Source organism: Streptomyces gamaensis (assembly GCF_042656465.1).
GTDB lineage: Bacteria > Actinomycetota > Actinomycetes > Streptomycetales > Streptomycetaceae > Streptomyces > Streptomyces gamaensis.
The window spans coordinates 266,405-287,707 of record NZ_JBHSPB010000004.1 but is presented as its reverse complement, the minus strand read 5'-3'; the positions used below and the strand labels follow the sequence as shown (position 1 = coordinate 287,707).

Annotated in this window: 18 protein-coding genes and 1 pseudogene; 14 read left to right on the top strand and 5 right to left on the bottom strand. The window is 70.7% G+C overall.

Annotated elements, in window-relative coordinates; genetic code table 11:
* Window position 1 precedes the first annotated feature (1 nt).
* The 5 genes from mreD to ACFP1Z_RS08605 all read left to right on the top strand — a co-directional run bounded on the left by mreD (window position 2) and on the right by ACFP1Z_RS08605 (window position 7,730).
* A complete protein-coding gene (gene mreD / locus ACFP1Z_RS08625; protein WP_390315325.1) occupies window positions 2–643 on the top strand; it encodes a rod shape-determining protein MreD in 642 nt (213 codons plus the stop codon).
* The gene (mrdA, locus tag ACFP1Z_RS08620; RefSeq protein WP_390315324.1) at window positions 640–2,772 is read left to right on the top strand and encodes a penicillin-binding protein 2; all 2,133 of its coding nucleotides are present in this window, start codon (window positions 640–642) and stop codon (window positions 2,770–2,772) included. Before mreD ends, mrdA begins: the two co-directional genes overlap by 4 nt.
* Window positions 2,773–2,777: 5 nt before the next feature.
* Entirely contained in the window at window positions 2,778–3,974 is a 1,197-nt protein-coding gene (rodA, locus tag ACFP1Z_RS08615; RefSeq protein ID WP_390315533.1) for a rod shape-determining protein RodA, read from the top strand.
* A gap of 103 nt (window positions 3,975–4,077) precedes the next feature.
* Window positions 4,078–5,694 carry a CYTH and CHAD domain-containing protein gene (locus tag ACFP1Z_RS08610; RefSeq protein ID WP_390315323.1) on the top strand — a complete coding sequence of 539 codons (1,617 nt, stop codon included), beginning with the start codon at window positions 4,078–4,080 and terminating at the stop codon, window positions 5,692–5,694.
* Between the two features lie 110 nt (window positions 5,695–5,804).
* Window positions 5,805–7,730 (top strand): TIGR03960 family B12-binding radical SAM protein, encoded by a 1,926-nt coding sequence (locus ACFP1Z_RS08605; protein ID WP_390315322.1) that lies wholly within the window; start codon window positions 5,805–5,807, stop codon window positions 7,728–7,730.
* Window positions 7,731–8,222: 492 nt separating this feature from the next.
* Here ACFP1Z_RS08605 and ACFP1Z_RS08600 read toward each other — a convergent pair whose 3' ends face one another.
* Both ACFP1Z_RS08600 and ACFP1Z_RS08595 read right to left on the bottom strand, forming a co-directional pair.
* Complete coding sequence (locus ACFP1Z_RS08600; protein WP_390315321.1) at window positions 8,223–8,936, bottom strand: creatininase family protein; 714 nt, start codon at window positions 8,934–8,936, stop codon at window positions 8,223–8,225.
* A 32-nt stretch (window positions 8,937–8,968) separates the two neighbouring features.
* On the bottom strand, window positions 8,969–10,267 hold the full coding sequence (locus ACFP1Z_RS08595; protein ID WP_390315320.1) for a hypothetical protein: 1,299 nt from the start codon (window positions 10,265–10,267) through the stop codon (window positions 8,969–8,971).
* A gap of 86 nt (window positions 10,268–10,353) precedes the next feature.
* Between ACFP1Z_RS08595 and ACFP1Z_RS08590 the strand changes: the two are divergent.
* The 4 genes and pseudogenes from ACFP1Z_RS08590 to ACFP1Z_RS08575 all read left to right on the top strand — a co-directional run.
* Window positions 10,354–10,737 (top strand): annotated as a pseudogene (locus ACFP1Z_RS08590) (ATP-binding protein); the annotation flags it as partial.
* A gap of 82 nt (window positions 10,738–10,819) precedes the next feature.
* Window positions 10,820–11,023: a hypothetical protein gene (locus ACFP1Z_RS08585; RefSeq protein WP_390315553.1), complete on the top strand. Its 204-nt coding sequence runs from the start codon at window positions 10,820–10,822 to the stop codon at window positions 11,021–11,023.
* Window positions 11,023–11,271, top strand: coding sequence for a DUF7848 domain-containing protein (locus tag ACFP1Z_RS08580; RefSeq protein ID WP_390315552.1), 249 nt, complete (start codon window positions 11,023–11,025; stop codon window positions 11,269–11,271). The genes ACFP1Z_RS08585 and ACFP1Z_RS08580 overlap by 1 nt, the downstream gene beginning before the upstream one ends.
* A 380-nt stretch (window positions 11,272–11,651) precedes the next feature.
* The gene (locus ACFP1Z_RS08575) at window positions 11,652–11,939 is read left to right on the top strand and encodes a hypothetical protein (RefSeq protein ID WP_390315319.1); all 288 of its coding nucleotides are present in this window, start codon (window positions 11,652–11,654) and stop codon (window positions 11,937–11,939) included.
* A gap of 1,029 nt (window positions 11,940–12,968) precedes the next feature.
* On the opposite strand, the gene ACFP1Z_RS08570 is transcribed toward ACFP1Z_RS08575, so the two are convergent.
* Entirely contained in the window at window positions 12,969–13,376 is a 408-nt protein-coding gene (locus ACFP1Z_RS08570) for a peptidase inhibitor family I36 protein (RefSeq protein ID WP_390315318.1), read from the bottom strand.
* Between the two features lie 276 nt (window positions 13,377–13,652).
* Window positions 13,653–14,429: a GntR family transcriptional regulator gene (locus ACFP1Z_RS08565; RefSeq protein WP_390315317.1), complete on the bottom strand. Its 777-nt coding sequence runs from the start codon at window positions 14,427–14,429 to the stop codon at window positions 13,653–13,655.
* 172 nt (window positions 14,430–14,601) lie between these two features.
* On the opposite strand from ACFP1Z_RS08565, the gene ACFP1Z_RS08560 reads away from it, so the two are divergent.
* From ACFP1Z_RS08560 to ACFP1Z_RS08545, 4 genes are all read left to right on the top strand, one after another.
* On the top strand, window positions 14,602–14,976 hold the full coding sequence (locus ACFP1Z_RS08560; RefSeq protein WP_390315316.1) for an SCO3933 family regulatory protein: 375 nt from the start codon (window positions 14,602–14,604) through the stop codon (window positions 14,974–14,976).
* Window positions 14,976–16,268, top strand: a complete 1,293-nt coding sequence (locus ACFP1Z_RS08555) for an FtsK/SpoIIIE domain-containing protein (protein ID WP_390315315.1) — start codon at window positions 14,976–14,978, stop codon at window positions 16,266–16,268. Before ACFP1Z_RS08560 ends, ACFP1Z_RS08555 begins: the two co-directional genes overlap by 1 nt.
* Window positions 16,265–16,462 carry a hypothetical protein gene (locus ACFP1Z_RS08550; protein ID WP_390315314.1) on the top strand — a complete coding sequence of 66 codons (198 nt, stop codon included), beginning with the start codon at window positions 16,265–16,267 and terminating at the stop codon, window positions 16,460–16,462. The genes ACFP1Z_RS08555 and ACFP1Z_RS08550 overlap by 4 nt, the downstream gene beginning before the upstream one ends.
* A 310-nt stretch (window positions 16,463–16,772) precedes the next feature.
* Window positions 16,773–18,170: a replication initiator gene (locus ACFP1Z_RS08545; RefSeq protein ID WP_390315532.1), complete on the top strand. Its 1,398-nt coding sequence runs from the start codon at window positions 16,773–16,775 to the stop codon at window positions 18,168–18,170.
* A gap of 220 nt (window positions 18,171–18,390) precedes the next feature.
* On the opposite strand, the gene ACFP1Z_RS08540 is transcribed toward ACFP1Z_RS08545, so the two are convergent.
* Window positions 18,391–20,010, bottom strand: coding sequence for a recombinase family protein (locus ACFP1Z_RS08540; protein ID WP_390315313.1), 1,620 nt, complete (start codon window positions 20,008–20,010; stop codon window positions 18,391–18,393).
* A 299-nt stretch (window positions 20,011–20,309) separates the two neighbouring features.
* On the opposite strand from ACFP1Z_RS08540, the gene ACFP1Z_RS08535 reads away from it, so the two are divergent.
* Window positions 20,310–21,086: a TIGR03936 family radical SAM-associated protein gene (locus tag ACFP1Z_RS08535; RefSeq protein WP_390315311.1), complete on the top strand. Its 777-nt coding sequence runs from the start codon at window positions 20,310–20,312 to the stop codon at window positions 21,084–21,086.
* Window positions 21,087–21,303: the final 217 nt, after the last annotated feature.

The following is a 21,303-nucleotide window of genomic DNA, read 5'->3' as shown; positions in this document are numbered from 1 at the left end:
GATGCGCCTGAACCGGATCCTGCTGTCGACCGTGCTCGTGGTGGTCGCCCTCGTCGTCCAGGTGACCGTCTTCGCACGGCTCCATCTGCCCGGCGCCGTCCCCGACCTGCTGCTCCTCGTCGTCATCGGCCTCGCCCTCGTCCACGGGCACACCACCGGCGCCGTCGTCGGCTTCGGCGCGGGCCTGCTCGCCGACCTCGCCCCGCCCGCCGACCACGCCACCGGCCGCTACGCGCTGGTGCTGTGCCTCGTCGGCTACGCGGTCGGGCTGGCCAAGCCCGAGAGCCGGCACGTGCGTTCGGCCACCGGGCCGATGCTCGTCGTCCTCGCCGCGGCCGTCGGCTCCACCCTGCTCTACGCCGGCGTCGGCTCCCTCGTCGGCGACACCGCCGCCCGGCACGTCGGACTCACCGGCCTGGTCCTGACCGCCGCCCTGTACGACCTGCTGCTCGCCCCGTTCACCGTGCCCCTGATCATGGCGCTGGCCCGGCGCACCCAGAGCGACCCCCTCGCCGCCGACGCCGGCACCGGCACCGGGGAACGCCGCCCGGTCCTGGCCCGGTTCGGCCGCTCCGGCCGGACCGGCCGGCTGGGCGGCCAGGGGGCCGGGGCCCGCCGCATCAAGGGGCTGAAGCGGCTGTGAGCACCCTCCCGGAGCCCGCCAGGGCCTCACGCGTGACGATCCGTCTGGTCGTCATCCAGATCCTCGTCGTCTCCCTGCTCGTCACCCTCGGCGGCCGGCTGTGGTACCTCCAGATCCGCAACGGCGACCAGTACACCGCCGAGGCCGCCGACAACCACATCCAGCAGGTCGTCGCCCCCGCCACCCGCGGCTCGATACTGGACGCCCGCGGCGTCCCCCTGGCCGACAACGAGACCCGCCTCGTGGTCTCCGCCAACCGCACCGACCTGATGAAGATGCGGGACAAGGGCAAGGACGTCCTCGCCCGCCTCGCGGCCGTCCTCGGCCTGAAGCCCGAGGACGTCGCCGCGAAGGTCCGGCTGTGCGACGCGAAGACCCCCAAGCCCTGCTGGGCCGGCTCCCCGTACCAGCCCATCCCCATCACCGACCAGGCCACCACCCAGCAGGCCCTGCAGATCCGCGAGCGCGCCGAGGACTTCCCCGGCATCACCGCCGAGCCCACGGCCGTCCGCCGCTACGCGGCACCCGGCGGCGCCAACGCCGCCCAGGTCCTCGGCTATCTCTCGCCCGTCACCGACGAGGAGATCACCAAGGCCAAGGAGAACGGCACCCCGCTGATGCGCTCCGACCAGATCGGCCGCTCCGGCCTTGAGCGCCAGTACGACAGCCAGCTGCGCGGCAAGGCCGGCGTCACCCGCTACGAGGTCGACAACGTCGGCCGCGTCATCGGCAAGGCCAGGAGCGACAAGGCGATCCCCGGCGCCAACATCGTCACCAGCATCGACGCCCGCGTGCAGGCCATAGCGGAACGCGAGCTCGACCAGGCGATGAAGGACGCCCGGCACGAGTTCGACAAGAACACCGGCACGAACTACAAGGCCGACTCCGGCGCCGTCGTCGTCATGGAGGCCAGGACCGGCCGCGTCGTCGCCATGGCCTCCAACCCCAGCTACGACCCCAACGCCTGGGTCGGCGGCATCTCGGCCAAGAACTACCAGGAGCTGACCGGGAAGGACTCCGACTACCCGCTGCTGAACCGGGCCATCCAGGGACAGGCCGCGCCCGGCTCCATCTTCAAGGTGATCTCCGCGACCGCCGCGGTCCGGGCCGGCTACGGCTTCAACGACAAGTTCAACTGCTCCAGTTCGTACAGCATCGGCAACCAGGTCTTCAAGAACTTCGAGTCCAAGGGCTACGGCCCCATCGACCTCGGCCGTGCCCTGGAGGTCTCCTGCGACACCGTCTTCTACGACATCGCCTACCGGCAGTGGCAGAAGGACGGCGGCAACAACCCCAAGCACCCCGCCGACTGGTTCTACCGCACCGCCCACGACTTCGGGCTCGGCAAGGAGACCGGCATCGACCTGCCGGGCGAGGTCAGTGGCCGCGTCCCCGACCGCGAGTGGAAGAAGAAGTACTGGGAGGCCAACAAGGACGCCTGGTGCAAGCAGGGCGACGACGACAGCTACGCCGGGAAGATCGCCAAGGAGAACTGCGAGTCCGGCATGCGCATGCGCGCCGGTGACTCCGTCAACTACGCCATCGGCCAGGGCGACACCCTCGTCACCCCCGTCCAGATGGCCACGATCTACGCCGCCATCAGCAACGGCGGCACCCTGTACAACCCCACCATCGGCAAGGCCGTCATCAGCCCCGACGGCAAGGACATCACCGAGATCAAGCCGCAGGCGCACGGCCGGCTGCCCTTCGACGGCCGCACCCGCGACCAGCTCGACGCGGCCCTCGCCGGCGTGGCCACCGAGGGCACCGCCGCCTGGCGCTTCGGCGGCTGGCCGCAGAAGCAGATCCCCATGCACGCCAAGACCGGCACCGCCGAGGTCTACGGCAAGCAGACCACCTCCTGGTTCGCCACCTACACCCAGGACTACGCCGTCGTCATGACGATCTCCCAGGGCGGCACCGGCTCCGGCGCCTCCGGCCCCGCCGTGCGCCGGATCTACGACGCCCTCTACGGCGTCGACGACAAGGGCCATGTCGACGACAAGCGGGCCCTGCTGCCGCACCCCCAGGACAAGCTGCCCGCCATCGACAAGGACGGCAGCATCCAGGCCCAGCCCATCGAGCCCCCGCCCTCGCCGCCCGCCCGCAAGGAGGGCGGCGACCGGTGAGCACCATCACGAGCCGTCCGATACGCCCCGGCCGCCTGGCCCCCGAGCGCTCCCTCCGGCAGCGGCTGACCGCCCGCGGCTCCGTCCTGCGCCGCCTGGACTGGCCGCTGCTGCTCGCCGCCCTCGCCCTGTCCGCGCTGAGCACCCTGCTCGTGTACTCCGCGACCCGCGGCCGCACCGTCCTCACCCACGGCGACCCGTACTACTTCCTGCTGCGCAACATCATGAACACGGGCATCGGCCTGGGTCTCGCGCTCGCCGCGGTCTGGGTCGGCCACCAGCGGCTGCGCGGCGCCGTCCCCCTGCTCTACGCGCTGTCCGTCCTGGCCACCGCCGCCGTGCTCACCCCGCTCGGCGCCACCATCAACGGCGCCCGCTCCTGGATCCAGCTCGGCGGCGGCTTCTCCGTCCAGCCCTCCGAGTTCACGAAGATCACCATCGCGCTGGGCATGGCCGCGGCCCTCGCCTCCCGCGTCGACTCCGGGGAGGCGCTCCGCCCCGACCACCGCAGCGTCGTCCGCGCCCTCGGCGTCGCCGCCCTGCCGGTCCTGGTCATCCTGCTGATGCCCGACCTCGGCTCGGTCATGGTGCTCGCGGTGATCGTCCTCGCCGCGCTGCTGGCCTCCGGCGCCCCGGGCCGCTGGATCGGCGGACTGCTCGGCGCGGGCGTGCTCGGCTGCGTCCTGGTCTGGCAGCTCGGCATCCTCGACACCTACCAGATCAACCGCTTCGCCGCCTTCGCCAACCCCGCCCTCGACCCCTACGGCGTCGGCTACAACACCAACCAGGCCCGGATCGCCATCGGCTCCGGCGGGCTGACCGGCGCCGGCCTCTTCCACGGCCCGCAGACCACCGGCCAGTTCGTGCCCGAGCAGCAGACCGACTTCATCTTCACGGTCGCGGGCGAGGAACTCGGCTTCGCCGGCGCGGGCGCGATCATCCTCCTCATCGGCGTCGTGCTGTGGCGCGGCTGCCGCATCGCGCGCGGCACCGACGAGCTCTACGGGGCGGTCGTCGCCGCCGCCGTCGTCGCCTGGTTCGCCTTCCAGGCCTTCGAGAACATCGGCATGACCCTGGGCATCATGCCCGTCACCGGACTGCCGCTGCCCTTCGTCTCCTACGGCGGCTCCTCGATGTTCGCCGCCTGGATCGGCATCGGACTGCTCCAGTCGATCAGGGTGCGGCGGCCGGTCTCGGCCTAGCGGTCCGGCTCCGGTACGGGTACGACTCCGGTACGGCCGGTATCGGCCCGTACCGGCCGCACCGGGGCTGACCCACGGGCCGTTCGCGGTTTAGATTCGCACTATGGCGGACACCGTGCGAGAGATCGAGCGGAAGTACGAAGCCGGCGGCCGTACGGCAGCGGCCCGGCTGCCCGACCTGAGCCGTGCCGCGGGCGTCGCGGCCGTCGCCGAGAAGGGCACGGCCGAGCTCGACGCCGTCTACTACGACACCGCCGACCGGCGGCTCGCCGCCGCCGGCATCACCCTGCGCCGCCGCACCGGCGGTACGGACGCCGGCTGGCACCTCAAGCTGCCCGCCGCCCCGCAGGGAGCGCGCGACGAGATCCGCGCCCCGCTCTCCGCGAGCGTGCCCCGCGCCCTGGCCGACCTCGTGCGCTGCCGGGTCCGGCACGCCGAACTCGCCCCGCTCGTACGGATCGTCACCCGCCGCGAGGCCCGGCACCTCCTCGACGCCGACGGCGCGCTCCTGGCGGAGGTGAGCGCCGACACCGTCACCGCCGACCGCCTCGGACGCGGCGGACGCTCCGCCCACTGGCGCGAGTACGAGGTCGAACTCGGGCCCGGCGCCGAGCCCGCCTTCCTCGACACCCTCGAACCCCGGCTGCGCGAGGCCGGGTTGCGCCGCTCCGCGGCCCCCTCCAAACTCGCCCGCGCCCTCGCGGAGACCGAACCGGAGACGGAACCGGAGACCGAACCGGGGACGAAACCGGCTGCCGATGCCGGGACCGGCGAACCCCGCAAGAGCAGACGCAGGCCCGCCAAGAAACGCGGAACCGCCGAGGCCCCCGCCCCGGTCACCGCCGGTGAGCACGTCCTCGCCTACGTCCGCGCGCAGGCCGAGGCCCTGCTCGCCCTCGACCCCGCCGTCCGCCGCGACCTGCCCGACTCCGTGCACCAGATGCGCGTCGCCACCCGCCGGCTGCGCAGCGCCTTCCGTACCTACCGCGGTGTCCTCGACCCCGCCGTCACCGGCCCCGTCGGCGCGGAACTGCGCTGGCTCGCCGCCGAGTTGGGCGTCGACCGGGACCGCGAGGTGCTGGCCGAACGGCTGCGGGAGCGGCTCGCCGAACTCGACCGCGCGCTCGTCCTCGGCCCCGTGCGCGCCCGGCTGCGCCGCTGGGCCGCCGCCCGCGGCAAGGGCTCCCGCAAACGTCTCGCCGCCCTCCTCGACGGAGAGCGCTACCTCGCCCTCCTCGACACCCTCGACGCCCTCCTCGCCGACCCGCCGCTGCTGCCCGCCGCCGCCCGCCCCGCCCCCGCCGTGCTGGCCAAGGCCGTCGTGCGCGACTACGGGCGCCTGGCCACCCGCGTCGAGCGCGCCCTGGCCACCGAACCCGGCCCGGCCCGCGACACCGTGCTGCACGACGCCCGCAAGGCCGCCAAGCGCGCCCGGTACGCCGCCGAGGCCGCCACCCCGGCCCTGGGCCGGCCCGCCGCCCGGCTCAGCGGCCGGATGAAGGCCGTACAGACCCTCCTCGGCGACCACCAGGACAGCGTCATGGCCCGCGGCGCCCTGCGCTCGCTGGCCGCCGAGGCCCACGCGGCCGGGGAGAGCACCTTCACCCTCGGACTGCTCTACGGCCGCGAGGAACAGCGCGCCGACCGCGACGAGCGCGAGCTGCCGAAGGTGTGGGCCAAGGCCTCGGGCACGCGGTGGAAGGCGAAGCTGGGGGCGTGATCCCCGGCGCGGCCGGAGCCGACGGCGCCGCACAGCGATTCGGGGGCCGGCTCCCGGGCGGGTTAGTCTTGAGGGTCACCCCTGTCCGCTCATGAGAGACACCCATCGCGATGCCTGTCGAGTCGGTCTTCCCGCGCCTGGAAGCCCTCCTTCCGCACGTTCAGAAGCCGATCCAGTACGTCGGTGGAGAGCTGAACTCCACCGTCAAACCCTGGGACGCCTGCGACGTCCGCTGGGCGCTCATGTACCCCGACGCCTACGAGGTCGGTCTGCCCAACCAGGGCGTCATGATCCTCTACGAGGTCCTCAACGAGCGGGAGGGCGTGCTCGCCGAGCGCACCTACAGCGTGTGGCCGGACCTCGAAAAGCTCATGCGTGAGCACGGCGTGCCGCAGTTCACGGTGGACAGCCACCGGCCGGTGTCGGCCTTCGACGTGTTCGGCCTGAGCTTCTCCACCGAGCTCGGCTACACCAACATGCTCACCGCGCTCGACCTCGCCGGCATCCCGCTGAACGCCGCCGACCGCACCGAGGACCACCCCGTCGTCCTCGCGGGCGGCCACGCGGCCTTCAACCCCGAGCCGATCGCGGAGTTCATCGACTGCGCCGTCATCGGCGACGGCGAACAGGCCGTCCTGGAGATCACCGAGATCATCCGGGCGTGGAAGGCCGAGGGCCGGCCCGGTGGCCGCGACGAGCTGCTCTTCCGCCTCGCGCGGACGGGCGGCGTGTACGTCCCGAAGTTCTACGACGTCGAGTACCTGACCGACGGCCGCATCGCCCGCGTCGTCCCCAACCGCTCCGGCGTGCCGTGGCGCGTGTCCAAGCACACCGTCATGGACCTCGACGAGTGGCCCTACCCCAAGCAGCCGCTCGTCCCGCTCGCCGAGACCGTCCACGAGCGGATGTCCGTGGAGATCTTCCGCGGCTGCACCCGCGGCTGCCGCTTCTGCCAGGCCGGCATGATCACCCGCCCGGTGCGCGAGCGCAGCATCACCGGCATCGGCGAGATGGTCGACAAGGGCCTGAAGGCGACCGGCTTCGAGGAGGTCGGCCTGCTGTCGCTGTCCTCCGCCGACCACACCGAGATCGGTGACATCGCCAAGGGCCTGGCCGACCGCTACGAGGAAGACAAGATCGGCCTGTCGCTGCCGTCGACCCGCGTGGACGCCTTCAACGTCGACCTGGCCAACGAGCTGACCCGCAACGGCCGCCGCTCCGGACTGACCTTCGCCCCCGAGGGCGGCTCCGAGCGCATGCGCAAGGTCATCAACAAGATGGTCTCGGAAGAGGACCTGATCCGTACGGTGGCCACCGCCTACGGCAACGGCTGGCGGCAGGTGAAGCTGTACTTCATGTGCGGTCTGCCCACCGAGACCGACGAGGACGTGCTGCAGATCGCCGACATGGCGATGAACGTGATCCAGAAGGGCCGCGAGGTCTCGAAGTCCAACGACATCCGCTGCACGGTGTCGATCGGCGGCTTCGTGCCCAAGCCGCACACGCCGTTCCAGTGGGCGCCGCAGCTCTCCGCCGAGGAGACCGACGCCCGCCTGGCGAAGCTCCGCGACAAGATCCGCGGCGACAAGAAGTACGGCCGCTCCATCGGCTTCCGCTACCACGACGGCAAGCCCGGCATCGTCGAGGGCCTGCTCTCGCGCGGCGACCGCCGCGTGGGAGCCGTCATCCGCGCCGTCTACGAGTCCGGCGGCCGCTTCGACGGCTGGCGCGAGCACTTCTCGTACGAGCAGTGGATGCGCTGCGCCGAGCGGACCCTGCCGCCGCAGGGCGTCGACGTCGACTGGTACACCACGCGCGAGCGCTCCTACGAGGAGGTCCTGCCCTGGGACCACCTGGACTCCGGCCTCGACAAGGACTGGCTCTGGGAGGACTGGCAGGACGCCCTCGACGAGACCGAGGTCGAGGACTGCCGCTGGACGCCCTGCTTCGACTGCGGCGTCTGCCCGCAAATGGACACGGCCATACAAATTGGCCCGACGGGCAAGAAGCTGCTGCCGCTGACTGTCAAAAAGTAGGCTCTGACCTGCGGAAAGGTCTGCCGGATGAGTGATGCTCTAGAGGCGGTGGCGGATGCCCTGGCGGGGCTGAACGAGGCCGAAAGGGCTCGTGTCGTGGCTGAGATACTGCCCCAGAGGCAGGCCCGGGAGCGGGTTCCCAAGGTCGGGCGCACTCCGCTGCCCAGTCAACGGAGCCGTTCCGGCATCCGTAGCGAGATCGAGTGGGTGTGACGTAACTCACTTATGGCGGCATCTGTCGATGGTGGGCAGATGCGCCTCGATCGGGCCAGCGCACAAGTACCCGGGGCCTCAATGCTGGGCAGCTCCGAACGCCGGATCGTGGCGTCAGCCGTGCCACCTGCTCTCTGCGAACGATCCAGGACGAGACGGACCTGGGGCGGCTCGAAGCCTGGGCCGGAGGTTCCGGCTGCTGCATAGCCAGCCCGTAGAGCGTCAAGCGCCCCCGGTCCTCTCCTGAGGCCGGGGGCGTCTTGTTGGGACCTGAGGCAGTCAGCCGGTCGTGATCAGGTCCAAGTGGGCCCGTGCCGACTGCGAGAAGCTGTTCAAGAGCGCTTCTCCCTTGGCTGCCGATGCGAGCGACGGGCGTCCGATGACGCCGTTGGTGGTGTAGCCGTTCATGCCCAGGGTGAGCAGGTGTGGCCGTCTGGGTGCCGCGTGGTCGTCGGCCGCGATGCCGTCGTGCACGAGGTGCGGGGCGCCGTGCAGGAGGAGGGAGACCTCGAACTCTCCGGCGTGCATGTCCTCGGCGCCGGTGCTCTCCAGTCCGGCGTCCGCGCGGGCCTTGGCGCGGTCCTCGCTGACGGGGAAGAGGGCGACGCGGGGGCCGTTGACGTTGAGTTCCTGGACGACGTTGGACAGGACGTAGTTGCCGCCGTGCCCGTTGACGATGAGCAGGCCGGGGTGGCCGGAGGCTTCCAGGGACCGCCAGATGTCGTTGACCGTGGCGTACAGGGTCGCGGCGCTGATGCTGACCGTGCCCGCCATGGGGGCGTGCTCGTGGGAGCAGGAGATGGTGATGGGCGGCAGGAGGAACAGGCCGTGGTCGTCGGCGAGCCGTCGGGCTATCAGGCAGGCGATCGCGGTGTCGGTGATCAGGGGCAGGTGATCGCCGTGCTGCTCGAAGCTGCCGACCGGGAGGACGGCGACGGCGGGGCCACGCTGTCGCTCGTCCCGGGTGGTGGCTTGCGTGATCAGTTCGTCCATGACCCCAGCTTCTCCCGGCACTTCCGGCCTTGTCATGCGGCGAACCGGTCGCGAATGATCTCGAAGTGATCGATGAAGGCGGCCACCTTCGGCAGGACGCGGTGCGGGAGCAAGGAGCCTGCCACTGAGGCGAGTTCGCTGAAGGTGCGGGCCGATCCCGTGTGCCGGACGATGGCGAGTGCCTTGATCGCCGCGTCGGCTCCGCTCTCCGGCTCACCCGCCGTGACGTAGGCGCGGGCAAGGCGGGCGAGATAGACGCTGCGGTCGTTGCGGTAGACCTGCGGAAGCGCGGCCAACTGTCCCTCGAACAGCTTGATCGCGCGCTGCGGCTGGCCCAGGTCGATCCAGCAGTTGGCGCGCTGGATCTCGATGTAGGTCGGCGTGCAATAGGACGTGTCCACGGTCGCGTCTGTCCCGGCCGTGGCTGCCTCGGCGGCGAGTTCGCACGCCTCGTCGAACCTGGCGAACGCCGCCCGCTCGTTGCGCATCAGTGCGTAGCCCTGGGCCTCCTGCTGAGCAGCCAGAGCCGTGAGCTGCGGGGTGAGCCCGGGCAGTCGTTGCGCGGCCTTGGCCAGTCCTACGGCCTTCTGGGCGCTGGCCTGCGCGGTGGCCTGGTTGCTCTTGCGGAACAGCAGGTACGCCTGCATGTGGTCGTCGGCTGCCTCCTGGGCCCATTCCATGGAGCGGTCGGACCACAGGGCCGCACTGCGGAAGTCGCCCAGGTCCTGGTACAGCCAGCCGATGAACTCGGCGACTTGGCCGCCGGTCCGTAAGAGGGTCTGCCGGGTCGGCCCGGTGGCGGTCTCCAGCAGCCGGGAGATGTTCTGCGCGTGCTGGACGACGGACGGGATGCTGTGGCGGGCGCCGAAGTAGTTCGCCGTCTGGTAGTGCTGCGGTAGCTGGCCCTCGATGAGGGTGGCGGCGAACTCGGGGTCGGTGGTGTTGTCGACCGGACCGGCGTCGGCGGAGTCGTCGAAGAGGCCGGCGCCCGGGTCCGGGGCGGTCGCCGTGCCTGCGGTCGCGGTCGGGAAGCCGTCGCCGTCGGGTTCCCAGTCGCGGCGGGCGAGTCCCAGCATGTGGCCGGGGATGCGCAGGCCATCGGCGAGACGCTCGATGACCTGCATGTCCTTCACTTCGCGCTGTCCCTTGGCGACTTCGCCGACACGGCTCGGCGACATCTCGCAAAGGCGTGCGATCAACGAAGGGTAGATGCCTGCCCGCTTGGCCATCTGGAAGATCGTGGCGAAGTCCCGTTGTCTGCACGCCTCGACCATCATGGCGTCTCGCAGCAAGCGGGCCGGAAAGCCCTGTGGGGGCTGGTGCTTGGGCATGAGCGGCGCTCCGGGGAGGGACGGAATCCGCGTCGGGTCCATAGGGATGTGGTTACCGGTGATGTTACCCACCGTGGGTAATCACGATGGGCTCGATTCGTGAACTGGTGCCCGCGATGCTGCTGGACATGAAGGGAAGGCAGGAAGACGCGAACGGGCAAGAGGTGAGGCGGTGTTGGGCACATGACCCGCGCTGCGTCGCCCGGGCCCGCGCCGATCTGAGCAAGGCTCTCGCTGACTGGGGGCTGGCATCGATCGAGGATGCGGCCGTCCTGGTCCTCTCCGAGCTGCTCACGAACGCGGTCGCTCACACGCTGGCCTCACCGGGCCTGGCGATCGAAACGGTCTTCCGGCGTGACGGCCGGACCGTGCGGATCGCGGTGGACGACGCGGACCACCGGCGCCCCGTGGCCCGTGCTGACGACGAGCACGGCGGCTGGGGACTGCTCCTGGTGGCGGCGCTCGCCGACTGCTGGGGCGTGAGCAGCCAGTCACATATCGGCAAGTCGGTGTGGGCCGAACTCACGGCCCCCGACACGGAAGGAGATCGCGATGGCTCATGTCTGGGCGTCGCGGGTGCGGCGCGGCGACAAAGTGTGCGTCCGGGGCCGCTGGCGGGAGGTCAAGGAGGTACGTCCGGAGCGGCGCGGCGGGGGCAACCCCGTAGTGGTGCTGCTGTTCAAGGACGGCCCGGCCCAGCGGATGAACGCGACGGCCCGCGTCGAGATGGTGCGCGGCGGGAAGGGGGTGCGGTGATGGCTTCGCAACCGGTTGTACGGCCCCGTAAGTGGATGCTGAAGGTCGACTACAGGGGAATTCCGCCGCAGTTCAAGCTGAAGTGCATGACGTGCGACGGGACGCCGGAAGACCCCTCGTACCTCCCGGAAGAAGTGCAGCGGTGGGGGACCGCTCACACCGAAGCGACGGGGCACACCGAGTTCCGGGGCGAGAACCTGACCTACTTCCGGGCCGTGCTCGTGGACGCCCCCACACCGTCCCCGTAGACCGGGCGGGGGCCGTCACGACCTGGGAGGGCTGGCGGCCTCCGTCCTCCAACTCCCCTGGCGCATGCGCTCATAGTGCGTGTCTCTCGTCCATCGCGCGCTGTGAGGGCTGGGTTCCCCTGCCACGCCGGGGAGGCGGTGCACCGGGCACCGCGTGCGGTCCCGCTCCCGAATGAGGCCGGATGTGGCGGGAGCGGGACCGCGCACAACCACCGGAAACAAGGACCGGACCACCCCCGCGCCTGGCAGCAACCGGGGTGGTCCGGACGGGGAACGAGAAGAACCCCGGTGCCGATGGTACCGGGGTTGCCGCCGCGTGCGTGTGCGATCAACCCCGATCGACAGGAGTCAACACCACACTTGCTGAAGGGGATTGGGCAATGCACGAGTCAGACGGCGTGTGGTCCGACGCGGGAGAGTTCGACCCGGACGCGGTGGTGTGGGTGCGTGGGGTGGACTACGTGGCGGGCTGGCGTGCGGCGAAGGACGCGGCGGCGGAGCTGGAGAAGGCACTGACGGCGGCGGGAGTGGACGCGGCCGGCGCCTCGGTGTCGGCGGCGGCGCGGGCGGACGGGGCCGGGGTGGTGCGGCTGGTGTGGCCGGTGGAGACCGTACGGACCGTGGCGCGCCTGCTGGAGGACGCGGGGGAGCTGAAGCGGGCCGGGTGAGACCGCAACTGGCCACGGTGGGGCGGGCTGACGCCTGGCCACGGTGGTGCCGCGCTGAGCGGAGCGCCCACGACGGGCCCGGCCACAGCGCGGCAGCTGCCGCTCCCCCCCGAGCCACGGTCTATGGGTGCGGTCTCCTCACGCGGCCGCATCCGTGACGGCGGGAGTACGGCGCCCGGCCTCCCACGGCCCCGCCTGACGCGGTACCGGACCCGCGCCCCCCACCTCTCCCCTCGCTGCCAGCCTCACTGCCTGCACCACGGCGAGAGCGAGAGACGGCAGAACACCTATCGTGCGGTCCTGGCGTTGCCGTGTGTGTGGTCGGCCTGCACCACAGAAAGCGCGCCCCGACGGTGGGACGGGCGAAGGAGCCGAGCAATGTGGACCTGCACCCCCACCGGCATCAGCCACACGTCGAAGGCTCTTGACACGTCACGGCCTGTGCCACCCGAGACGCAGGACCGATGATGCTGTCCCCCTCCCGCAGACGACAACGGCGCCGCCACGCGAAGCGAGCGCAACCACAGACCAGCAACCCCCACCGCCCGCTGGCGGCCTCAGGCCGGGCGCCACGGCTGCCGGGTCGGCTCGACTACGGGCGCGTGTCAGGGGTGTTGCGGATGCGGGGCGGCCTGGCGCCGACCGGGACCGGCCGCCAGGCCGCAGCCCGGGCGGGCGCCGGGGCCGCCCGGCGCGCCCGTGGGCGCGCCCTTGAGGAAGTGAAGAAGATTTCGACCGATCCCGGGGATGGAGCCGCTCCGAACGCGTCGCGAGGGTGGCTCTATGCGGTGTCCATCCGGTTGGTCTGGCCTTCAACTCGCCAGGAAGTCCCGGTCAATCCTCGTCGGGGTAGTCCCACTAGGCGTGTCCGGTGAATCGGTGACCGGTGCGCGGACGTACCGTTGTGCGTGGCATGTGGCGGGGTGTTCTTTGGGCCGTGGAGTGGGCTCGTCTGGCGCCGCGTCTGCCGTGGACGGCCATCCTGGCTGTGATCCGCTGTGGCTGCGTGAGTGAGCCGCCGGAAAGTGCTTAGTGGCCCTCGCCGGGCGGTGTGCCGCAGCTCGGGCCGCCCGGGCCGTCGAACTGCACCGAGTTGAAGAAGTCCCGGAAGTCCGGGTAGAAGTTGCCCTTGCCGGTCGGGCCGGCGGAGGTGACGGCCGTGCAGCCGGTGTAGTTCGTTCCGGACCAGAGGTGGATGGTGGAAGAGGTCCGGTTCCAGTCCGATTCGGCGCGCGCGTTCATGCCGAGCGCCGCGAGGTCCGGCGTGCTGTGCGTCAGCGTGATCACGTCGCCGGTGCCGTCGAGGCCCGAGAACATGCAGTAGTAGCCGTCGGGACATCTGTCATACCCGTCGGCCGCACGGGCCGTGGTGACCGGCACGACGGTGGCGGCCGCGACGGCCACTGGCACGAGCAGGGTGCGCAACGTATTCCTCATCTACTGATGCTCCTTGACCCGGATTCCGAAGATTCGTCGACTCGGTGCAGATCATCACTCGTGCCGTTGCCGCCCAACCGTTCTGATGAGGTGGCGTGTCACCGCGCAGATCAGCTGGAGGCTTCCCCGCCACTGCATCAGACACACAAATCACAGGTAGTGAAGGAGCTATCGGGGGCACGAGCAGCATCCTCGCGCTACCGCTGTCCCGGCGGGCAAGGTACAACAGCATGCTCGATCGCCCGGCAGCGGATGGGCGTGATCCATCGGACATGCCTAGGAGCGGGTGCGCTTCCCTGCGGCTTTGTCGGCGGTGATGCGGTAGGCGAGTTGGGCGTGTTCGGCGCTGACGCAGAGTTCTTCGAGGGCCAGGGGGTGGCCGTCGGCGTCGTGGGTGGTGCGGGTGGCGACGAGGAGCGGGGTGGCGTCGGGGATGCCGAGTGCGGTGCGTTCGTCGGGGAGGGGCATGCGGGCGCGTACGGTCTCGGTCCACGTCAGGGTGTGTCCGGCCTTCTCCAGCAGGCCGTAGACCTCGGCCGGTTCGGTGTCCGGGGCCTCGGTGAGCGGGGTGTCTTCGGCGGTCGCGAACGGGATGAGCGTGCGGTGCAGGGCCCGCGTCCCGGTGGCCGGGTCGGACAACAGGCGGTCGACGCCGAAGAGGGCTTCTCCCTCAGCGAGTTGCAGCGCCGCCCCGGTCGTGACGGTGGTCTCCACCCGGTGCACGCCCGGCGCCTCGGCCTGCTGCCACTTCGTGCCGTCGGCGGTGGTGAAGGTGCCGCCGGCGCCGCGCTGGATGCTGCGCTGGACGGTGAGGACGGGCTTCCCGGCGGCGCGGACGTAGCTGCCCTTGCCGTGGCGGACGTCGATGAGGCCTTCCGCGCGCAGGGCGGCGATCGCGTTGCGGACGGTGGGACGGGAGACCTTGTAGCGGTCGATGAGCTGGGCTTCGGAAGGGAGCGGGGCGCCGGGCGGGAACTCCCCGGAGGTGATGGCGTCGCGGATGGCGGCGGCGACCTGCTGGTAGAGGGCTCCGGGGCGCTGGATCTCTGACATACCGGGCTGTTCCTCTCGGCTCTGGCAGCGATGTCATACGAGGGTCATCACTCGTCAGCATAAGTGCTTGTGCGGCACGCCGACAGTCCCTCATAGGTGTCACTCGTAAGGACAAGTGACGTCAGGGTGTCTGTGCTCTGGCGTTCCCGAGTGGCCTGGGAGGCCGAAGATCATGCAGTCCATTCCTGTGGACACATCCCGGCTGGGCGTACTGCGCTGCGCGGTCGCGCCCGAGCCGAAGACGACCGGTTTCGAGAGCAGGGAGGTCAAGAAGGACCGCGACGGCAACACCGTCTGGACCGTGGGTGTGATGGTGCGTCAGGACGGGCGCCGGGTGTCGGTGATCGAGGTCGCCGTTCCCGGGGAGCCGGTCGGCGTCGTCGAGGGCGTGCAGGTGAAGCTGACCGGGCTGGAGGCGTTCGCCTGGGCCATGGGCGACCGGCACGGCATCAGCTTCCGCGCCGCCGCCATCACCCCCGTCCCCGCTCCCGCCACGACCACTACCGCGTCCGGCGCGGGCACCGGCGGTAAGGGTGGTGGTGCGTGATGGGAGGGCTGTGGCTCTCGCTGTTCGCCGCGTTACTCGCGGCGGCCGCTCTCGCGGGGCCGTCCCTGGCGGGGCGGTTCCCGGTCGCCGTCTGGTACCTGACCGGCTACCCGGTCACCGCGCTGCGGGTGGTGTGGACCTGGCGCAAGGCGGCAACCCTCAACGATCTGGCGGTCGCTCCCCGGCCCGCGCGCGGGCTGATCGGGGAACTGATCGTCAAGGGCGAAGCGCTGCGGCCGGTCGCTCCACGCATCTCGTGGCCCCGCCCGACGCGTACGGGCCTGACCGTGACCGTGCGCCTGCACCCCGGACAGACCCCCGAGCCGTACCTCGCGGCGGCGGAAGCGCTGATGCACGCGTGGCGCGTCCACGCCGTACGCGTCAGCTCCCCGGAACGCGGGCTCGTCCGCCTGGCGGCCACCGCCGGCGACCCGCTGAAACAACCACACCTGGCCACAGCGCCGAAAGCGCTGCTGTCCGCGCTGGTCGGCATCCTCGAAGACGGCAGCGCGTGGGTGCTCAATCTGCGGCAGGTGCCGCACTGGCTCATCGTGGGTGCCACGCAGTCCGGGAAATCCACCCTCCTGGCCCGGCTGGTCACGCAGCTGGCCCGGCAGAAGGTGGCCCTGATCGGCATCGACTGCAAAGGCGGCATCGAACTCGGCCTGTTCGACGGACGGCTGTCCGCCCTGACCACCTGCCGCAAAGAAGCCGTCGCCGTCCTCGGCGCCCTCGTCGGCGAGCTGCACGACCGGATGGAGACGTGCCGCACCTACGCGGTGCGCTCCGTGTGGGACCTCCCGGACGACGTACGGCCTGTGCCCATCGTGGTCCTGGTCGATGAACTCGCCGAGCTCTACCTCTCGGACGGCACGCGGGCGGGGAAAGCCGAGGCGGAAGCCTGCTCCACGTACCTGCTGCGGATAGCCCAGCTCGGCGCCGCCCTCGGCCTCCACCTCGTCGTGGCCGGGCAACGGGTCGGCTCCGACCTCGGCCCCGGCGTCACCGCGCTGCGCGCCCAGCTGTCGGGCCGCGTCTGCCACCGCGTCAACGACGGCGGCACCGCCGAGATGGCCCTCGGCGACCTGAACAAGGACGCCATCACGGTCGCCCAAGCGATCACCACGGACGAGAAGGGCGTGGCCGTGTGCGCCGGGGCCGACGGGGCCTGGGCGTGGGCCCGCTCCCACCACACGAGCGTGCTGGAGGCGCGGAAGACGGCCATGGCCCACGCCCACCTCACCCCCGAACTCCGCCCGGTACGCAAGGCACTTGCGGAGGTGGAGTCATGATCAGCGAGAACACAGCACTCCCGCTCGTGATCGTCTTCGGCCTCGTCACCACGCTGCTCGTGCGCTCCCGCGAGGTGCGCTGGTGGGAAGCGGTCCTCATCGCCCTGTTCGGCGTCTACCTCGGCCAGACCCCCGTCATCTTCACCGTCAACGGGTTCATCTCCTGGCTGTTCTCCGGCCTCACCCACACCTGACCCCCGAAGAGAGGGGCCCAACGCCTATGCCCATGCGCCCCGTTCGCTGCCCCGTCTGCAAGGGCGAACGCCGCATCCGCACCCACACCGGACGGTGGCGCCGCTGCCGCTGCTGCCGGGGCCACGGCACCATCCGCTGACCGCACACCAGACCAACCCCCAGAAAGGCCGAGCCCATGGACGACACCGGACCACCACCCAACCACCCCGCCGCCGGCACGGCGGCCCACCCCGGAAGGTCCCCACCACCATCGCCACCGCCAACCCCACGGCGGCTGACCGGCGCGCCGCCCTCGACCGCGCGGCGCGCCTGCGTCAGCTCCCCGACACCGACCGCGACATCATCCACCTCGCCAACGCCCCTACCTTCCACCGCCTGTTGGAGCAGATCACCGCCACCGGAGGCTGCGCCCACCCCGTCCACCTGACCGGCCACACCACCACCCGCGACACCGTCACCGGCGAAATCCTCCACCACTACGACACCCGTACCGAACCCGGCGAACGCCTCCTGATCCGCTGCCGCAACCGCCGCGCCACCGTCTGCCCGCCCTGCTCCCGCCTCCACTCCGGAGACACCTTCCACCTCGTCCGCGCCGGACTCACCGGCGGCAAGACCGTCCCCGCCACCGTCCAGACCCACCCCCGCCTCTTCCTCACCCTCACCGCACCCGGCTTCGGCCCCGTCCACCGCACCACCACCAGCGGCCAACCCTGCCGCCCCCGGCGCGGCACCGGACACTGCGAACACGGAAAGGCCCTGGGCTGCGGGAGCGTTCACCCCTTGGACGACCCGCTGGCCGGGCAGCCGCTCTGCCCCGGCTGCTACGACTACACGACGCACGTCCTCTGGCACGCCCACGCCGGACAGCTCTGGGACCGCTTCACCCGCGCCGTCCGCCGCCACCTCGCCACCACCGCCGGGATCACACAGTCCCGCTTCCCCGACTACGCCCGGCTCTCCTTCGCCAAAGTCGCCGAGTACCAACGCCGGGCAGCCGTCCACGTCCACGCGGTCGTACGCCTCGACGGCCCGGACGGCCCCACCACCCCGCCGCCCGCCTGGGGCACGGTCGACACCCTCACCACCGCGATCCGCGCCGCCGCCCGCACCGTGACTGTGCACACCGCCTACAGCCCGGCCACCGGCCAACACACTCTCCGCTGGGGCACCCAACTCGACGTCCGCCCCCTCCGCACCACCACCGCCGACGCGGACGGCCTGGCCGACGACGCGGTCGCCGCCTACGTCGCCAAGTACATCTCCAAAGGCGCCCACGACACGGGAGCCGGCACTGACCACCGCCTCACCACCCGCGACGACCTCGACACCGCCCCCGTCACCCCCCACGTCCGCGCTCTCATGCGCGCCTGCTGGGACCTCGGCGCACTCCCCGAGTACGAACCCCTGCGCCTCCGCGCCTGGGCCCACACCCTCGGCTACCGCGGCCACCTCCTCACCAAATCCCACGCCTACTCCACCACCTACACCGCACTCCGCGCGGACCGTCAAAACCACGCCCGAGACGCCGACGACACCCCGGCCGCCCCGGACACGGTCACCGAATCCCAGTGGCGCTACACGGGCACCGGCCACACCCCCGGCACCGCCCTCCTCGCCAACGGAGTCGCTCAAGACCTGGCCCACAACCATGAGCTTGCCCGTGAGGCCCTGGCGCTCGGATCGAGGCGAGGTGAGGCGGGATGAGGGGGCGGTCAACGGTTCAAGGCAGCAGGGCCGCTGTGGTCACGGGCGTTCCGGTCGCTCGGGACAAGGAAGGCCGACGGGTCGGCGAACGACGGACAAGAGCCACGGTGACCAGCGAGATTGTCATCGTGGACAGCGACGGCAACCAGGAGCCGTACGACCCCAGCAAGCTATGAACACAGGCCCCTGCCGTGCGGCAGGGGCCTGTCTCGTTGGTGAGCTAGAACTTCTCGCCGAAGTCGTCTTCCTTCATTACCAGGCGCTCTCGGACGTCCTTCGGGATGAGGAGGCGCAGACGAACCTGAGGGGCTCGAACCCCCGGGATCTTCGTCCGGTAGACCTCGCACTTGACGCCGACGCGGACCAGGTCGGCAGCCATGGCTTCCATGCCTCCTTCCTCCCAGTGCTGCTGGAACGTCTTGCCGTTGTGGACGTTCACCCAGCGGTCCTGGGTGGTCTCCGGATCGATGGACTCAAGGTCGGCGATGAGCTTGTCCAGCGTCTCCTGGGCCTGTTCCTGAGTGAACCGTGTCTTCGAGAAGCGGCCCTCGGGCTCCAGTTCCTTCATGTAGTAGGCGATGGAGTCCTGGAGGCGCTTCACCTCCTTGCGCGCCTCTGCACCCCTCGCGTACTCCCGGACCTGTACCGGCCAGTCGCCGAGGACAGTCAGGACGTCCTGCACGAGTTGCCCATAGACCTCATCGGGGTTCGGAGCGCCATAGCCTCCGCTCTTGCAGCCTTGGCAGCGAAGGTAGCGGTATGTCGCCGTCGTCCTGTTGTTCACCTGCACGGTCATGTTGGTGCCGCAGTCTGCGCAGGTCAGGACCCCCCGGAACTTCGTGGGCCCGTCCGTCTGCCGTGGGGGCTGGTTCTTGGCAGACCTGTCCAGGTTGGTCTGGAGCTCGTAGAACTCGTCCTCGGTGAAGACACCCTCTGCGACCCTGATGGGCTTGCCGTCCTTGCCCAGGACGAGTCGTGACCTGCGGGACCCACTCTCGGGGTCCGTCTCGACCCGGTAGCCCAACAAAGCCGGATTGCGTAGTCGGCTCAGCAGCGTGGAGGCGGTGAGGCCGGGCCCGCAGAGACCAGACCGTACGAGCACCTTGACCATGCGCCTCGCGGACGGTGGGTTGGGCCTCCTTACTGCGCGCCGGCACCAGTGGAGTGCTCGGTGCGCTGTCCCCTCTATACGGAGGACAACATTGCCGTGCTCGTCCACGTCAGTCACGTAGCCGTAGGCGGGCTTGCCAACCAGCCACTCGCTCTGTGTCTTCGTATAGTCCCAGAGGCTCGCGACGCGGGTGGAGGTGTTGGCGGCCTCGATCTCGGCGATACCTCCGATGATCGTGACCAGGATCTTCCCTGCCGTCGTGGTCAGGTCGATGCTGTCGTGCTTGGAGACCAGGTTCTTGCCGTACTTCAGGCACCAGTCGATCATGGTCGACAGATCCGACAGGCGGCGTACGAAGCGGTCGAGCTTCCAGAAGAGCAACACGTCGAACTCGGGCACCCGGTTGTTGAGCCAGTCGCCGAGTTGCTTCCTCTTCCAGGGCGGCACCTTGGTTGCGCTGACGTTCAGGTCGCTGGCCACGCCCACGACCCTGCACCCCTGCTCCTTCGCCAGGATCCGGAGATCGAGTTCTTGTCGAACAGGTGAGGTCGTGTCGTCCGTCCATACCGACAGGCGGACGGACAGGAGTGCCCGGGGAGCGTCCTCCGGTAACTGGGCTTCGGCCGCTTTCAGGTCTTCGAGCAGCGCCAAGTCCGCTGCTGTCCACTCGGCCTCGACGTCGTATGCCTTCTGCTTCGCTGCTGACTTCGTACGTGAACGCTTTGACATGCCGGTGACTTTAGGGGTGTATCTGTCTGCCCGCAGATGCAGACCGAGATCCAAATCGGTCCGACCGGCAAGAAGTTGCTGCCGCTGACCGTGGTGAAGTAACAGCGTGACCCGTGGGGGGAGGGCTCCGGCCCTCCCCCCACGGCCGTGACGGGGACGTCTTCCCCGGAGACGAGTCCTGACCCGCCGGACCACGTCACTGCGTGAGGCACGTACTCTAGGTAGCAGTACGACCGCTCTCACGAAGGACGAGACCACTGGGCAAGCGACAGCCCGAAGGCCCGCCGCCCGCACCCGCGGTGCAGCGCATCCGACTGCGTTACACCAAGCGCGGCCGCCTCCGGTTCACCAGCCACCGTGACTTCCAGCGCGCCTTCGAGCGGGCGCTGCGCCGCGCCGAGGTGCCCATGGCGTACTCGGCGGGCTTCACCCCGCACCCCAAGGTGTCGTACGCCAATGCCGCACCCACCGGCACGGGCAGTGAGGCCGAGTATCTGGAGATCCAGCTCACCGAGGCCCGGGACCCGGGCCCGCTGCGCGAGCTGCTCGACGCGTCGCTGCCCGCCGGGCTCGACGTGATCGACGCGGTGGAGGCGCACACCTCCTCCTTCGCGGACCGGCTGCAGGCCTCCGTGTGGGAGCTGCGGCTGGACGGCGTCGAGCGCGCCGAGGCCGAGCGGGCCGTGGCGGCCTTCCTGGCCGCCGGGGCCGTCGAGGTCGAGCGCCGCACGAAAAACGGGTTGCGGACCTTCGACGCGCGTGCCGCGGTCGTGCGGCTGGAGGTCCTCGACGCTCCGGCCGATAGGCCCGGTGACGGTGCCTGTGCGATACTGCGGCTGGTTGTTCGGCATGCGACACCCGCCGTTCGACCCGACGACGTCCTGTCCGGCCTCCGCGCTGTGGCCGACCTGGCGCCGCCGGTCCCCGCTGCGGTGACCAGGCTGGCGCAGGGGCTGCTCGATGAGGAGACCGGCACGGTGACCGACCCGCTCGCGCCCGATCGCGACGCCTCCCCGGCCGCTTCGGCCGCCGGGCCGGGCGCCGGTGCCGCGCGGGTCCCGGAAGGTTCCGGGTAAGGACGGCCGTTGCCGCGCCGCCGTACCGCCTGGGAGCCACCCCGGTCCGGCAGGCGCACTGACCAGAAGACTTTCGCCGGTGCCGACGCCTCGGACCCGGCGAGCGAGACGACAGCTCCCGTGCGGCGACCGCGCCCCGGACGGCGGTACCGCGCTCATCACGCGGACCACCGGGCCGGAACCGGCGCGGCGCCCGGGAGCGTGACGGGAGAACCGC

Excerpts from the sequence above, each read along its gene's own strand:
- mreD (WP_390315325.1), top strand. The coding sequence starts at position 2 with ATGCGCCTGAACCGGATCCTGCTGTCGACCGTGCTCGTGGTGGTCGCC.
- ACFP1Z_RS08610 (WP_390315323.1), top strand. The coding sequence starts at position 4,078 with ATGGCGGACACCGTGCGAGAGATCGAGCGGAAGTACGAAGCCGGCGGC.
- ACFP1Z_RS08605 (WP_390315322.1), top strand. The coding sequence starts at position 5,805 with ATGCCTGTCGAGTCGGTCTTCCCGCGCCTGGAAGCCCTCCTTCCGCAC.
- ACFP1Z_RS08600 (WP_390315321.1), bottom strand. The coding sequence starts at position 8,936 with ATGGACGAACTGATCACGCAAGCCACCACCCGGGACGAGCGACAGCGT.
- ACFP1Z_RS08595 (WP_390315320.1), bottom strand. The coding sequence starts at position 10,267 with ATGCCCAAGCACCAGCCCCCACAGGGCTTTCCGGCCCGCTTGCTGCGA.
- ACFP1Z_RS08585 (WP_390315553.1), top strand. The coding sequence starts at position 10,820 with ATGGCTCATGTCTGGGCGTCGCGGGTGCGGCGCGGCGACAAAGTGTGC.
- ACFP1Z_RS08580 (WP_390315552.1), top strand. The coding sequence starts at position 11,023 with ATGGCTTCGCAACCGGTTGTACGGCCCCGTAAGTGGATGCTGAAGGTC.
- ACFP1Z_RS08575 (WP_390315319.1), top strand. The coding sequence starts at position 11,652 with ATGCACGAGTCAGACGGCGTGTGGTCCGACGCGGGAGAGTTCGACCCG.
- ACFP1Z_RS08570 (WP_390315318.1), bottom strand. The coding sequence starts at position 13,376 with ATGAGGAATACGTTGCGCACCCTGCTCGTGCCAGTGGCCGTCGCGGCC.
- ACFP1Z_RS08565 (WP_390315317.1), bottom strand. The coding sequence starts at position 14,429 with ATGTCAGAGATCCAGCGCCCCGGAGCCCTCTACCAGCAGGTCGCCGCC.
- ACFP1Z_RS08560 (WP_390315316.1), top strand. The coding sequence starts at position 14,602 with ATGCAGTCCATTCCTGTGGACACATCCCGGCTGGGCGTACTGCGCTGC.
- ACFP1Z_RS08555 (WP_390315315.1), top strand. The coding sequence starts at position 14,976 with ATGGGAGGGCTGTGGCTCTCGCTGTTCGCCGCGTTACTCGCGGCGGCC.
- ACFP1Z_RS08550 (WP_390315314.1), top strand. The coding sequence starts at position 16,265 with ATGATCAGCGAGAACACAGCACTCCCGCTCGTGATCGTCTTCGGCCTC.
- ACFP1Z_RS08540 (WP_390315313.1), bottom strand. The coding sequence starts at position 20,010 with ATGTCAAAGCGTTCACGTACGAAGTCAGCAGCGAAGCAGAAGGCATAC.